Origin of the sequence: Kitasatospora sp. NPDC093806, from assembly GCF_040683335.1 — a bacterium.
In the GTDB taxonomy this organism is placed as follows: Bacteria; Actinomycetota; Actinomycetes; order Streptomycetales; family Streptomycetaceae; genus Kitasatospora.
In genome coordinates this window covers 1-14,171 of sequence record NZ_JBFBDO010000057.1, presented here as the reverse complement: position 1 = coordinate 14,171, position 14,171 = coordinate 1, and the positions used below count along the sequence as shown (strand labels likewise).

General features: G+C 71.2%; 13 protein-coding genes. 7 read left to right on the top strand and 6 right to left on the bottom strand.

The features are described 5' to 3' along the window. Window positions 1–67 precede the first annotated feature (67 nt). Window positions 68–565 carry an N-acetyltransferase gene (locus AB0N76_RS24525; protein WP_363560313.1) on the bottom strand — a complete coding sequence of 166 codons (498 nt, stop codon included), beginning with the start codon at window positions 563–565 and terminating at the stop codon, window positions 68–70. After that, complete coding sequence (locus AB0N76_RS24520) at window positions 490–909, bottom strand: hypothetical protein (RefSeq protein ID WP_363560311.1); 420 nt, start codon at window positions 907–909, stop codon at window positions 490–492. The genes AB0N76_RS24525 and AB0N76_RS24520 overlap by 76 nt, the downstream gene beginning before the upstream one ends. 94 nt (window positions 910–1,003) lie before the next feature. Between AB0N76_RS24520 and AB0N76_RS24515 the strand changes: the two genes are divergently transcribed. Beyond that, window positions 1,004–1,972, top strand: a complete 969-nt coding sequence (locus AB0N76_RS24515) for a helix-turn-helix domain-containing protein (RefSeq protein ID WP_363560309.1) — start codon at window positions 1,004–1,006, stop codon at window positions 1,970–1,972. A gap of 42 nt (window positions 1,973–2,014) precedes the next feature. Here AB0N76_RS24515 and AB0N76_RS24510 read toward each other — a convergent pair whose 3' ends face one another. The 4 genes from AB0N76_RS24510 to AB0N76_RS24495 form a co-directional block, all read right to left on the bottom strand. Next, a complete protein-coding gene (locus AB0N76_RS24510; protein ID WP_363560308.1) occupies window positions 2,015–2,806 on the bottom strand; it encodes a histidine phosphatase family protein in 792 nt (263 codons plus the stop codon). Window positions 2,807–2,972: 166 nt separating this feature from the next. Then, window positions 2,973–4,586 carry a monocarboxylate uptake permease MctP gene (gene mctP, locus AB0N76_RS24505; protein ID WP_363560306.1) on the bottom strand — a complete coding sequence of 538 codons (1,614 nt, stop codon included), beginning with the start codon at window positions 4,584–4,586 and terminating at the stop codon, window positions 2,973–2,975. Then, window positions 4,583–4,867, bottom strand: coding sequence for a DUF3311 domain-containing protein (locus tag AB0N76_RS24500; RefSeq protein ID WP_363560304.1), 285 nt, complete (start codon window positions 4,865–4,867; stop codon window positions 4,583–4,585). Before AB0N76_RS24500 ends, mctP begins: the two co-directional genes overlap by 4 nt. Before the next feature lie 302 nt (window positions 4,868–5,169). Beyond that, window positions 5,170–5,970, bottom strand: coding sequence for a GntR family transcriptional regulator (locus AB0N76_RS24495; RefSeq protein WP_363560302.1), 801 nt, complete (start codon window positions 5,968–5,970; stop codon window positions 5,170–5,172). Between the two features lie 337 nt (window positions 5,971–6,307). Here AB0N76_RS24495 and AB0N76_RS24490 point away from each other — a divergent pair, with 337 nt between their 5' ends. The 6 genes from AB0N76_RS24490 (at window position 6,308) to AB0N76_RS24465 (ending at window position 14,114) form a co-directional block, all read left to right on the top strand. Further along, window positions 6,308–7,606 carry an extracellular solute-binding protein gene (locus AB0N76_RS24490; protein ID WP_363560300.1) on the top strand — a complete coding sequence of 433 codons (1,299 nt, stop codon included), beginning with the start codon at window positions 6,308–6,310 and terminating at the stop codon, window positions 7,604–7,606. Between the two features lie 90 nt (window positions 7,607–7,696). Continuing rightward, a complete protein-coding gene (locus AB0N76_RS24485) occupies window positions 7,697–8,725 on the top strand; it encodes a sugar ABC transporter permease (protein WP_363560298.1) in 1,029 nt (342 codons plus the stop codon). Continuing rightward, window positions 8,722–9,549: a carbohydrate ABC transporter permease gene (locus AB0N76_RS24480; protein WP_363560296.1), complete on the top strand. Its 828-nt coding sequence runs from the start codon at window positions 8,722–8,724 to the stop codon at window positions 9,547–9,549. The genes AB0N76_RS24485 and AB0N76_RS24480 overlap by 4 nt, the downstream gene beginning before the upstream one ends. 7 nt (window positions 9,550–9,556) lie before the next feature. Then, window positions 9,557–11,110 carry a glycoside hydrolase family 3 protein gene (locus AB0N76_RS24475; protein ID WP_363560294.1) on the top strand — a complete coding sequence of 518 codons (1,554 nt, stop codon included), beginning with the start codon at window positions 9,557–9,559 and terminating at the stop codon, window positions 11,108–11,110. 443 nt (window positions 11,111–11,553) lie between these two features. Then, window positions 11,554–12,849: a sugar transporter gene (locus AB0N76_RS24470; RefSeq protein WP_363560368.1), complete on the top strand. Its 1,296-nt coding sequence runs from the start codon at window positions 11,554–11,556 to the stop codon at window positions 12,847–12,849. A gap of 212 nt (window positions 12,850–13,061) precedes the next feature. Continuing rightward, entirely contained in the window at window positions 13,062–14,114 is a 1,053-nt protein-coding gene (locus AB0N76_RS24465; RefSeq protein WP_363560292.1) for an SIS domain-containing protein, read from the top strand. Window positions 14,115–14,171 lie beyond the last annotated feature (57 nt).

Below are 14,171 nucleotides of genomic sequence, written 5' to 3'. Positions count from 1 at the left end.
TCATATCCGGGCGGGGCCCGAAGCCTTGGCCCGGGCGCCCGGTCGGGAGGCCGGTCGGAAGGTCGGTTCAGAAGGCCAGGCTGTAGACCATCAGGTTCATCCCCGGGTGCGGCGACCAGTCCCGCTCGGGGGTGCGGCGGAAGCCGACCCGCTCGTAGAGCCGGTGGGCCGTGGTCATCTCCGGCCGGGTGGAGAACGCCATCCCGGCCAGGCCGAGTTCACGGCTGCGGGCGAGCGCGGCGCGCACCAGGGACTCGCCGACGCCCCGCCCGCGGGCGGCCCCGGTGGTGGCGAGCATCCGGATCTCGCCCTCCCCGGGGACCGCTATGTCCGCCCACTCGGTGCCGCCGACCGCGAAGGTCACGCAGCCGAGCACCCGGTCCCCGTCGGCGGTGTCGACCGCGACCAGGAGTTCGGCCTCGCGGGCCCGGCGGGCGGCGTCGCTCAGCAGCTCGACGTAGGAGCTGTCGGGCGAGGTGTAGCCGTCGCCTACGAAGGCCTCGACGGTGATCCGGCCGGCGTCCTGGTAGTCCTCGGCCCGGGCCGGGCGGATGGCGATGTCCATGCGGCCAGTGTGCCGGAGTCCGCGCCGGTCCGGGCCGTCGGGGCGGTGGGCAGGAAGATGACGGTGCGGGCGGGGGCGTCGGCGGCGGCCGGGACGGCGGCGGGGCCGGTGACGGGGGTGGCGGCGGCGGGGTCGGCGGACGGGCGGAGCGAGGCGGCGGGCATGGTGCCGTAGAGCCGGTCGGGGAGGGCGGGGTCGACGGGGTAGCCGCCCGGACGGTGCCAGTTGTCGCGTCCGGTGGCGTCCTGCCGGGCCACCTCGCGTCCGATCAGGGCACCGAGCAGGGCGAACCCGCCGACGGCCCCGAGCAGGGCCAGTGCGCTGGCGAGCGTGTCGGAATCCATGACTCCCACCCTCCTCGGGGCGGCCGCCGGGGACGAGTGGCAGGAATGCCCGATTGCATCGAAAAACTGCCATCGGGCGTCCTATCCTGTCCGCATGCTCAAGAACGTGGTCGCGGTGGTCCTGGAAGAACTCCACCCCTTCGAACTCGGTGTGGCCTGCGAGGTCTTCGGCCTGGACCGGAGCGAGGACGGGCTGCCCGCCTACGACTTCGCGATCGCCGGCGCCCACCCCGGCCCGCACCGCACCCACGCCGGCTTCACCGTGGACGTCCCGCACGGCCCCGAGCGGATCGCCGCGGCCGACCTGGTGGTGGTCACCGCGACCACCATCGACCGGACCTACCCGGAGCCGCTGCTGGACGCCCTGCGGGCGGCCGTCGACGGCGGCGCCCGGGTGCTCTCGATCTGCAGCGGGGCCTTCGTGCTCGGCGCCGCCGGCCTGCTGGACGGCCGCCGCTCCACCACCCACTGGCGCCACACCGCCGAACTGGCCGCCCGCCACCCGCTCACCGAGGTCGAACCGGACGTCCTGTACGTGGACGAGGACCCGGTGGTCACCTCGGCCGGCACGGCGGCCGGCATCGACGCCTGCCTGCACCTGGTCCGCAAGCTGCAGGGCGCCGAGGTGGCCCGGGGGATCGCCCGCCGGATGGTGGTGGCGCCGCACCGGGAGGGCGGGCAGGCCCAGTTCGTCTACCGGCCGCTGCCGGAGACCGACGGCGAGTCGCTCGCCCCGCTGCTCGACTGGATGCGCCACCACCTGGGCGAGGAGGCGACCGTCGAGCAGCTGGCCGCCCGGGTCCACATGTCGCCGCGGACCTTCGCCCGCCGCTTCCACCAGGAGACCGGCACCACCCCGCACCGCTGGCTGACCGGCCAGCGGCTGCTGCTCGCCCAGCGGCTGCTGGAGTCGACCAGCGAGCCGGTGGACACCATCGCCTCCCGCTGCGGCTTCGGCAACGCGGCCACCCTGCGGCACCACTTCGGCCGCCGGCTGGGCACCACGCCGCTCGCCTACCGCCGCTGCTTCGCCGAGCCCGAGTTCCGCGGCCGGAGCTGCTGAGCCGCCCCCCGGGCCCCGGCGGCCCGCCCCCCGCGGTCCGGCTCAGTCCGCCAGGTGCCGGGTGTCGTTCCACCGGGCCGGGCGCAGCCGGCCGTCCTCGGCCCGCCAGACGCTGGTGGAGCAGTTGCGCACCGGCTCCAGCGCGGTCAGCTGCGCCTCGGTGAGCCGGTCCAGCGCGTACCGCAGCATCAGCACCGTGCAGTCGTGGGCGACCAGCAGGACGGGCCGCCCGGCCTCCTCGGCGCAGATGTCGCGCAGCACGCTGCGCACCCGCAGGGCCACGTCCGCCCAGGACTCGCCGCCGGGCGGGCGGTAGTACAGCTCGCCCATCTTGCGCCGCCGGGCCGCCTCCTCGGGGTGCTTGGCCTCGATGGCGGCCTTGGGCAGCATCTCCAGGACGCCGAGCTCGCGGTCGCGCAGCCGCTCGTCGAGCCGGACGGCGAGCGAGACCGGGACGGCGCCGAGGCCGGCGGCCTGGGCGAGCGCGATCCGGGCGGTCTCGGTGGTGCGCAGGTACGGCGAGCACCAGACGCTGCGCGGCCGGTCGGCGCTCGGCAGCCCGGCCCACCAGCGGCCGAGGGCGTGGGCCTGCTGCCGGCCGTGCAGGGAGAGCGGGATGTCCGCGTCCCGGCAGCCGATCGGCACGCTGAGCGCGCCGGCCGCCTCGGCGAGCTGGAACTCGACGTTGGCGGTGGACTCGCCGTGCCGGGTGGCGATCAGGACGGACGGCAGCGGCCCGGCCGCGACCGGGCCCTCGGGCCGGTGCGGGGTGGCGGGCCGGGCCCGTCCGTCGGTCTGGTGCTGGCCGTTGAGTGTGGTGCCGGTGTCTGCCATTGCCGCGCTCCCCGTGGGTCGTTCAGTTGCCGGCCGGTGCTCGGTCCGGTCTGGTTGGTGCCCTGGTGTGGTGCCCGTTCGGCACGGCTGTTCATACATATGATCGCGCCGCCCCTCCAGTGTTGACGGAGGAGACGGCGCGATCACAGGGCGCGCGTGGGGCGTATCAGTGCGCCGCCACGGGCTCCGGCGCGTTCTTCAGCTCGTCGTCGCCGCTCTCGGCGCCGTAGTCGCCGGGCCGGGTCTCGTCCGGGCCCTCGGGCGCCTTGGCGGCCTTCAGCACCAGGGTGAGCACCACGGCGACCAGCAGGTTGAGGACGAAGGCGGTGAGGCCGATGTAGCCGATCTCGCCGATGCCGGGGATCTCGGCCGCGTTGCCGCCGAAGTGCTTGGTCTTGGGGCTGGCGATCCCGTAGGCCTTCCAGGTGCCGTAGACCATGCCGGCCGCCCAGCCGGCCAGCAGCGCCCAGTGGTGGAACCAGCGGGTGAACAGGCCGCCGACGATCGAGACGAAGGTCTGCAGGATCCACAGGCCGCCGAGCAGCTGGAGGTTGATCGCCGCCTGCTTGTCCATGCCGAGCACGAAGACCAGCGCGCCGACCTTGACCAGCAGCGAGACCAGCTTGGCGACCCGGGTCTCGTCGGCGGGGGTGGCGGTCGGCTTCAGGTACTCCTTGTAGACGTTGCGGGTGAACAGGTTGGCCGCCGCGATCGACATGATGGCGGCCGGGACGAGCGCGCCGATCCCGATCGCCGCGAAGGCGACGCCGGTGAACCAGTCCGGGAACATGTTCTCGAACAGCTGCGGCACCGAGAGCTGGGTGTTGAAGCCCTTGTCGCCCTTGCCGACCCCGGCGGCGATCGCCATGAACCCGAGCAGTGCCAGCAGCCCCAGCATCAGCGAGTACGCGGGCATGATCGCCATGTTCCGGCGGACGGTGTTGCGGGACTTGGAGGCCAGCACGCCGGTCACCGAGTGCGGGTACATGAACAGCGCCATCGCCGAGCCGAGCGCCAGCGTCGCGTACGTCCACTGCTTGTTCTCCGGCACGGTGAGCGAGCCGGCCGACTTGGGCGCGCTGAACTTCTCGCCGACCGCGTCGAAGATGTGCCCGTAGCCGCCGAGCCGGATCGGGATGTAGATCACCGCGACGATGATCACGATGTAGATCAGGGTGTCCTTGACGAAGGCGATCAGCGCCGGGGCGCGCAGCCCGGAGGAGTAGGTGTAGGCGGCCAGCACGCCGAAGGCGATGAACAGCGGCAGGTCCTTGACGAACCAGTTGGCGTTCTCGCCGCCGCCGACGCCCAACACGTCCAGCACCGCCTGGATGCCGACCAGCTGGAGCGCGATGTACGGCATGGTGGCCAGGATGCCGGTCAGCGCCACCATCAGGGAGAGCGGCCGGGAGCCGTACCGCCCGCGGACGAAGTCGGCCGGGGTGACGTAGCCGTGCACCCGGGAGACCGACCAGAGCCGGGGGAGGAAGAGGAAGACCAGCGGGTAGGCGATGATCGTGTACGGGACGGCGAAGAAGCCGGCCGCGCCGGTCGCGTAGACCGCGGCGGGGACGGCGACGAAGGTGTACGCCGTGTAGAGGTCGCCGCCGAGCAGGAACCAGGTGACCCAGGTCCCGAAGCTGCGGCCGCCCAGGCCCCACTCGTCCAGGTGGGCCGCGTCGTCGGCGCGGCGCCACCGGGAGGCGAGGAAGCCCATCACGGTGACCAGGACGAAGAAGAGGACGAAGACCGTCAGCGCGGGCACGTTGACCCCGTTCACCGGACGTCACCCGCCTTCCGGGTCCGGGCGGCCTTGCGGGCCTTCTCGTCGCGGTTGATCAGCAGGTAGGCCGCGACCGTGAAGAGGGCCGAGGCCGGCACCCAGAGCAGCTGGTACCAGTAGAAGAAGGGGACGCCGCCCACCTCGGGGTCGGCCTTGTCGTACGAGCCCACCCAGAGCATCGCGACGATCGGCACCAGCAGGGCGAGCGCGGCCAGCACCCGTTCGGGGGTCACCGCCGGCAGGGCGGCGCGGGCCGCGGGCCCCTCTGGCTCGGGCATGACAGGTTGATCGGTATCGAGATCTGACGACATGGTTCTGCTCCGCTTCGGAGGGTCACACCGTGTCGGTGCCGCAAACCCCCGAGGAACCGCACACCCCCGTGAGCCCGCCGAGCAGCACCACTGGTGATCGGCAGTCAGTACGGATGCGGAATCTAGAGCATCGCGTGATCCATGTCACCGGATCGGGCGCAACTTCCCGCCATCCGGACGCCAACGCATCCGAACAACGCGACGGGCACCGGCGTGCGCGGGGCGCGCGCCGGTGCCCGGAAGCAGGGGAGGGGCGTGGGCCGTCCTCTTTACTCCGGCTGCTCCGGCCGCTTGAGGCGGGTGATGAACTTGTACCGGTCGCCGCGGTAGATCGACCGGACCCACTCGACCGGGTGACCCTCGGCGTCGAAGGAGTGCCGGGAGAGCTGGAGCATCGGCAGGCCCAGGTCGGAGCCGAGCAGGCCGGCCTCGCGCGGGTTGGCCAGGGTGGTCTCGATGGTCTCCTCGGCCTCGGCCACGGTCACCCCGTAGACCTCGCGCAGCGCGGTGTACAGCGAGTCGTGCTTGGCCAGGTTGCGGCGCAGGGCCGGGAAGCGCTTGGCGGACAGGTGCGCGACCTCGATCGCCATCGGGTCGCCGTTGGCCAGTCGCAGCCGCTCGATCCGCAGCACCCGGCCGCCGGGCTTGATGTCCAGCAGCGGGGCGATCCGGTCGTCGGCCGAGATGTAGCCGATCTCGATCAGCCGGGAGGTGGGCTCCAGGCCCTGGGCGCGCATGTCCTCGGTGTAGGAGGTGAGCTGGAGCGCCTGGGCGACCTTGGGCTTGGCGACGAAGGTGCCCTTGCCCTGGATGCGCTCCAGCCGGCCCTCGACGACGAGCTCCTGCAGGGCCTGGCGGACGGTGGTGCGCGAGGTGTCGAACTGGGCGGCCAGTGCCCGCTCGGGCGGGACCGGGGTGCCGGCGGGCTGGGTCTCGGTGAGCTGCAGCAGGTGGCGCTTGAGGCCGTAGTACTTCGGGACCCGGGCGGTCGGGTCCGCGCCGGCCTGCGTGGAGAGGTTCTTCACCTGGGGGTCGTTGACCTGGGCCGTGCTGCCCCCGTCGCTGCTCATCGGACCTGTCTCCCGCTTCTCGCGGGGCTCTTGGAGAGCCCCACTACTTCATTAACGGCTCACATCGTTGCATGTATGGCTACGGAACGAATACCTCATCACGCGATGAACGATGTGCGGTGTCGGCTTGATAACGGGTGGTCCGGATCGGTCGAACAGCCGTTGACAGGCCCATTGGTCTAGGCCAAGCTCCAGGCATCTGGTCTACACCACTAGGCCGGTAACTATGAATCCCCCCACCCGTTCGATGGGGTCCGCGGCACCATTCCTCCCGCATTGTGTGGGTCTGCCGCTGCCACCCGACGGGGGTAACCCAGGCATCCCTCAGGAGGATGGCGTGAAGCGTCAGCTCATCGCGGCGGTCGGCGTTGCGGCCATGGTCGTTGGTCTCGCGGCCTGTAGCTCGGACGGCAAGAAGGACGGGGACGACAAGAGCTCCGGCTCGACCACCGCCGCCGACGGCAAGAAGGACTACAACGGCAAGACCCTCAAGGTGTGGCTGATGTCCGGCTCGGCCCCCAAGGGCTGGGAGGACTCGGTGAAGACCGAGTTCGAGACCACCTACCCGGGCTCGAAGATCGAGTTCCAGGTCCAGGAGTGGAACGGCATCGGCCCCAAGGTCACCGCCGCGCTCTCCGAGGGCTCCGTCGACGTCCTGGAGATCGGCAACACCCAGACGGCCGGCTACGCCGCCACCGGTGGTCTGCTGGACATCACCAAGGACAAGGCCGCCGTCGGTGGTGCCGACTGGGCCCCCAACCAGAGCGAGTCCGCGATCCTGGACGGCAAGCAGTACGCCGCCCCGTGGTACGTCACCAACCGCGTCGTCTCCTACAACAAGGACCTGTGGACGAAGGCCGGCATCACCGCGCCGCCGAAGACCCTGGACGAGCTCTACGCCGCGTTCGACAAGCTCAAGGCCACCCAGGGCGTCGCCGACCCGATCTACATGCCGGGCCAGGAGTGGTACGTCTACTTCGGTCTGCTCAACAGCGAGGGCGGCAAGCTGGCGAAGAAGGAGGGCGACAAGTGGGTCGGCGGCCTGTCGTCCCCCGAGGCGCAGAAGGCCTTCGAGACCTACAAGAAGATCCAGAGCTACTCGGCCACCGGCGCCAAGGACAAGGACGAGGCCAAGCCGCAGCAGAAGGACGTCTTCGGCAAGGGTGACGTCGGCTCGATCATCGGCCTCGGCTGGGAGCTCCCGGACGAGAAGGCCATGGCCAAGGACAAGATCGGCTTCTTCCCGCTCCCGGGCAAGACCGCCGACAAGCCCTCCGGCGTGTTCCTCGGCGGCTCGAACCTGGCCATCGCCCAGGCCAGCAAGAACTCCGCCATGGCGAAGGACTTCCTGAAGGTCGCGCTCAACGACAAGAACGAGGGCCTGATGGCCGGCGCCGGCCTCATCCCGAACAAGAAGTCGCTCAACGACAAGGTCGTCGGTGACTTCGCCCAGGCCGCCGCCAAGGCCGCGGCCGTCGACGGCGGCATCACGCCGACCACCCCGAACTGGGCGTCCGTCGAGAACGAGCCGAACCCGATCAAGGAGTTCCTGACCGCGGCCCTGACCGGCGACTACGCCGCCGCGGCCAAGAAGGCGGACGACGAGATCGCCAAGCGTCTCAACGCCAAGCAGTAACAGTCGAGCGGCGTCGCTCACCGGCTCCCGGCGGGGAGCCGGTGGGCGGCGCCTGTCCGTCGTGGTCGGGTTTGTCAGGAAGAGAGAACGATGGCTGTGCATTCGGAGCGGGTGCAGACACAGTCCCCGGAGTCAGGGAAGGCTGCTGTGGCCACTATTGAGACGGGCGCCGCGCACGGTGGCGGCGCCGGCACCCCGAAGAAGAGCGCCAGACCGGCGGGCGGCCCGGGCTTCGGCTCCCGGATCGCGCCGTACCTGCTGCTCCTGCCCGCCACCGTGGCCACGCTGGCCCTGCTGGGCTGGCCCCTGCTGAAGACCGTCCTGGTCTCGTTCCAGAACCTGAACGCGCGCCAGCTCGTCCAGCACCTGACCGAGTGGAACGGCTTCGAGAACTACACCGAGCAGCTGTCCGACCCGGAGTTCTGGGCGGTCACCGGCCGGAGCGTCGCCTTCACCGCGCTCAACGTCTTCCTGATCATGGTCGGCGGCGCGCTGGTGGGCCTGCTGCTCAACCGGCTCGGCAAGAAGATGCGGCTACTGCTGTCGATCGGCCTGCTGTTCGCCTGGGCCATGCCGGTGGTCGCCTCGACCACCGTCTACACCTGGCTGTTCGACTCCCGGTTCGGGGTCGTCAACTGGTTCCTGGACGCCCTCGGCTGGCACTCGATGGCCGACTACAACTGGACCGGCAGCCAGTACTCGACCTTCTTCGTGATCCTCCTGCTGCTGGTCTGGGGCTCGATCCCGTTCGTGGCGTTCAACATGTACGCGGCGCTGACCACCATCCCGAAGGAGCTCTACGAGGCCGCCCGGATGGACGGCGCCGGCCCGGTCAAGATCTTCACCGCGGTGATGTTCCCGAACCTCAAGCCGTTCTTCCTGGCCACGACCTTCCTCGAGGTCATCTGGATCTTCAAGGCCTTCACCCAGATCTACGCGATCAAGGCCGGCGGTCCCGACGGGCTCACCCGGACCCTGCCGATCCACGCCTTCCTGGAGGGCTCCGGCCGCCAGCACTACGGCACCGGTGCCGCCATCGCCGTGCTCACCATCCTGATCCTGGGCGTGCTGATGGCGTACTACTTCCGCATCATTCTCAAGCAGGAGGACGAGCTGTGAGGCGCTCGCTCATCGGACGCACCTGGCCGAACGTCATCGCGGTCGTCCTCTTCGTCTTCTTCGTCTTCCCCGTCTACTGGATGATCATCACGGCGTTCAAGCCGACCAAGGACATCGTCAGCAAGACGCCGGTCTTCCTGCCACTCGACGCGACCTTCGAGCACTTCAAGACCGCCACCGCCGTGCCGAAGTTCTGGGAGTACACGGCCAACAGCTTCATCGTCACCGTCCTCGCGGTGGTGATCTCGCTGGTGATCGCGACCATGGCGTCCTTCGCCGTCGCCCGGATGAAGTTCCGCGGCCGCAAGGCCTTCGTGCTGGTCATCATGGCGGCGCAGATGGCGCCCTGGGAGGTCATGACCATCGCGGTCTACCTGATCTCCCGCGACAGCGAGATGCTGAACAGCCTCGTCCCGCTCACCGCCTTCTACATGATGATGGTGCTGCCCTTCACCATCTGGACGCTGCGCGGCTTCATCGCCGCGGTGCCGAAGGAGCTGGAGGAGTCGGCCATGGTCGACGGCTGCACCCGCACCCAGGCCTTCGTGAAGGTGATCTTCCCGCTGCTGGCGCCGGGTCTGATGTCCACCTCGCTGTTCGGGTTCATCACCGCCTGGAACGAGTTCCCGCTCGTCCTGATCCTCAACAAGACCGAGGGTCAGACCCTGCCGCTGTGGCTGTCCTCCTTCCAGACCGCCTTCGGCAACGACTGGGGCGCCACCATGGCGGCGTCGACGCTGTTCGCGCTCCCGGTGCTGATCCTGTTCGTCTTCCTGCAGCGCAAGGCGGTCGGTGGCCTCACCGACGGCGCCGTGAAGGGCTGATCCCGTCATGAGCATCCTCGTCCCGACCCTCCCCGCCTCCGACCAGTTGCACCGCGACGCGCTGACCGTCCTCCAGCCCGGCTTCGAGGGCACCGAGCCGCCGGAGTGGGTGCGCCGCCACCTGGCCGCCGGCCTGGGCTCGGTCGCGCTGTTCGACCGCAACGTGGCCGACCTCGGCCAGCTCGCCGCGCTCACCGGCGCGCTGCGGGCCGAGAACCCCGACCTGCTGATCGCCATCGACGAGGAGTCCGGGGACGTCACCCGGCTGGAGGCGGGCTCCGGCTCGTCCTGGCCCGGCAACCTCGCCCTCGGCGCGATCGACGACCCGGCGCTGACCCGCGACGTCGCCCGCGAGCTGGGCCGGGCGCTGGCCGCGGCCGGCGTCAACTACAACTGGGCGCCCACCGCCGACGTCAACTCCAACCCGCGCAACCCGGTGATCGGCGTCCGCTCCTTCGGCGCCGACCCGGAGCTGTGCGCCCGGCACACCGCCGCCTGGGTGGAGGGCCTGCAGTCGGCCGGCGTCGCGGCCTGCTCCAAGCACTTCCCGGGCCACGGCGACACCGCCGTCGACTCGCACCACGGCCTGCCGGTGATCGACGTCGACCTGGAGGTGCTGCGGGCCCGCGACCTGATCCCGTTCCAGGCCGCGATCGCCGCCGGGACCAAGGCCGTCATGACGGCCCACATCATGGTCCCCGCGCTCGACCCGAAGCTGCCCGCCACGCTCAGCCCCAGCGTGCTGCGCGACCTGCTGCGCGCCGCGCCGGCCGACGGCGGCCTGGGCTACCAGGGCCTGATCGTCAGCGACGCGATCGAGATGGGCGCCATCGCCGACACCTTCGGGATGGGCGAGGGCACCGTGCTGGCCCTGGCGGCCGGCGCGGACGCGATCTGCGTGGGCGGCGGCCTGGCCGACGAGGAGACCGTGCTGATGCTGCGCGACGCCATCGTGGCGGGCGTGCAGTCCGGCCGGCTCCCGGAGGAGCGGCTCGCCGACGCGGCCGCCCGGGTGCGCGCGCTCGGCAGCTGGGCCCGGATCGCGGCCCAGGGCGAGCGGCCGGAGGCGGACCTGGCGGTCGGCCTGCGGGCGGCCCGCCGGGCGCTGCGGGTGGTCCGGGCGCCGGGCCGGGAGGTCCTGCCGGTGACCGAGCGCCCGTTCGTGGCCTCGTTCTCCGACGAGCCGAACATCGCGGTCGGCGACGTCACCCCGTGGGGCGTGGCCGGCATGCTGGCCGACCGCTTCCCGGGCACCCGCACCCGCGAGGTCGGCCCGGAGGCGGCCGCGCCGGAGGTGCTGGAGGCCGTGCTGGCCGAGGTGCTCGCCGAGGCCGCCGACCGCCGCCTGGTGCTGGTGGTCCGGGACGCCCACCGGCACGCCTGGATGTCGGCCGCGCTGGCCCGCCTGGTGGCGGCCCGCCCGGACGCCGCGGTGGTCGAGATGGGCCTGCCGCAGTCCGAGCCGGTCGGCGCGCTGCACATCGCCACCCACGGCGCCGCCCGGGTCTGCGGCCTGGCCGCCGTCGAGGTGCTCACCGGGCAGCCGGGAGCGATCGGCTGATTCCCCGTCGCCTTCCACCGACCCGTACCGACGGGTACGGGAGGCGCTCGCCCGACGGGCCCGTCATGCGCATGCCGCATGGCGGGCCCGTCGGCGTTTCCGCAGGCTGACCTGCGGGTTCGCGACCTGACGGTGTTCCCTCAAATCCCCCTTAAGCCACCCTTAAGTTCTACTTAGGGTGACGGCGGCGCGACTGATCGCCACGCGGTACAACAGGTCTGCAACGGCCGTGGCTGCCAGGCCATTTGGCGTTGACACCGCCAGTGGTCTAGGCCAGGCTCCACTCCATCCGGTTCGAATTTCAATATCGCCGGATGTGGTATTGGCCCACCCCTAAGCTCTTCGCAGCCCCTCCCCGGACCCCGTCCCGGCAGGCGACAGCACGCTGCCGGCGGGCACAGGCACTAACACCCTCGGAGGATGGCGTGAAGAAGCGTCGGCTCATGGCGACCGTCGGGATCGTGGCGCTCGCCGCCGGACTGACGGCGTGTTCCTCGGGCGGCAAGGGCTCCGGCGACGCCAAGGGCGCCGCGGCGGACCCGAAGGCCGCCACCGGCACCGTGACGGTCTGGCTGATGGACGACGCCCAGAAGAACTGGCCGGACCTCGTCCAGCGGGTCAACGACGAGTTCGCCGCCAAGTACCCGAACGTCACCCTCAAGCTCGCCTACCAGGGCTGGGCCGACAAGGTCGCCCGGCTGGACAAGGCGCTCGCCGAGGGCGCCGCCCCGGACGTGGTCGAGCTCGGCAACACCGAGACCATGAAGTACGTGCTCTCCGGCGCGCTGGCCCCGGTCGAGCGGAACACCTTCGAGAACTCCGACACCTGGATCAAGGCGCTCGCCAACACCTGCACCTACCAGGACAAGCTCTGGTGCGTGCCCTACTACGCGGGCGCCCGGGTCGCCATCTACAACTCGGCGGCCTTCCAGCAGGCCACCGGCAACGGCGAGTTCCCGAAGACCGAGGACGAGCTGCGCGCGGCGCTGGACAAGATCGCCGACAAGAACAAGGCCGACCGCACCTACTCCTCGCTCTACCTGCCCGGCCCGTACTGGTACGCCGCGATGAGCTACGTCTCCGCGTACGGCGGCGCCATCGCCCGCTTCGACAGCGCCGGCAACTGGCACGGCACCCTGAACGACCCCAAGTCCCAGCAGGGCATCAACCACTTCGTCGACCTGGTGCGCAAGTACAACAAGGGCGACCTGTCGGTGAACGAGCAGAACCAGTTCGAGTCGATGGCCCGCGGCCACGCGGCGGCCTTCTACGGCAACGGCTGGGAGGCGTCCAGCGTCACCGCGCCGGTCACCGGCGACGCGAACCTCAAGGACGCCGTCAAGGTGGCCACCATGCCCGGCCCGGGCGGCAAGCCGCTGCCGACCTTCATCGGCGGCTCGGCCCTCGCCGTCACCGCCAAGTCGCCGGCGGCGGCGCTGGCGACCGACTGGGTCCGGCTGTTCACCGGCGCCAAGGCCCAGCAGGCGCTGGCCGACAAGGACATCCTGCCGAACAACCTCACCCAGCTGAACCCGCTGAAGAACAAGCCGGCCACCGCCGCGGCCGCCAACGCGGTGCCGGACGCCTGGTTCACCCCGCTGGCGCCCGGCTGGGGCGCGGTGGAGAAGCAGAAGATCCTGCCCGACATGCTGACGGCGATCCTCAAGGGCAAGTCGGTCGACCAGGCCACCAAGGACGCGGACGCCGCGATCGACCAGCTGATCAACAAGGCCGGCTGACCGCCCGCCGCGGCCCCGGGCCCCCTCCCCGCACCGCCGGGAGGGGGCCCGGGCGTCTCACGAGCGCTCCTCGGATGTGCCCCACGCGGGCGCCCACCGTAGGATTGCCGCAAGTATCACCGCAGCGAGTGTGCGGACTCGCCGCCGTAGAGGTCCCCGCCGGGCATTCCCGCCCGGGCGGGGTGGAACCATCTCATCGGAGGCACCCCACGATGTCCGACACGCAGACCGTCCCTGGCCGGATCATGGCGGCGGAGATGGCCGAGCAGCCGGCCGTCCTGCAGCGCATCCTCGACGAGGGCGCCCCCAAGATCTTCGAGATCGCGGCGCAGATCGCCGCCCGCAACCCGCGGTTCGTCCTGCTCACCGCGCGCGGCACCTCGGACAACGCGGCGCTCTACGCCAAGTACCTGATCGAGATCCTGCTCGGCAAGCCGGCCGGCCTGACCTCGATGTCCACCACCACCGCGTACGACGCCAAGCCGGACCTGACCGACGTGCTGGTGATCACCGTCAGCCAGTCGGGCGGTTCGCCGGACCTGGTCGCCTCCACCAAGGCGGCCCGCGAGGCCGGCGCCATCACCCTGGCGGTCACCAACAACGCCGGCTCGCCGCTGGCCGAGGTCTCCGAGTTCCACATCGACGTGCTGGCCGGCCCGGAGAAGGCGCTGCCCGCCACCAAGACCTACACCGCCGAGCTGCTCGCCCTCTACCTGCTGATCGAGGGCCTGCGCGGCGGCGACGGCGCGGCCGCCAAGGAGCTGCCGTCGCTGGCCGCCGGCGTGCTGGCCCGCCAGGACGAGGTCAAGGCCCTGGCCGAGCGCTACCGCTTCGCCCAGCGCCTGGTCATCACCTCGCGCGGGTACGGCTACCCGACCGCCCGCGAGGCGGCGCTGAAGCTGATGGAGACCACCTACATCCCGGCCTCCCCGTTCTCCGGCGCCGACCTGCTGCACGGCCCGCTGGCCATGGTCGACAACGTCTCCCCGGTCATCGCGATCGTCCCGGACGGCAAGGGCGGCGAGGCCCTGCAGCCGGTCCTGGACCGCCTGCGCGGCCGCGGCGCGGACCTGGTCGTGGTCGGCCAGCAGGCGCAGGTCGAGGCCGCCTCCGCGGGCTTCGCCCTGCCGGCCGGGGTGCCCGAGGAGGTGCAGCCGATCCTGGAGATCCTGCCGCTGCAGCTGCTGGCCTACGAGGTCACCATCGCCCGCGGCCAGGACCCGGACGCCCCGCGCGCGCTCGCCAAGGTCACCGAGACCCACTGACGCCCGGCGCGCACCCGCGCGAAACGCCGAGACCCCCGTCCACAGGCTGTGGACGGG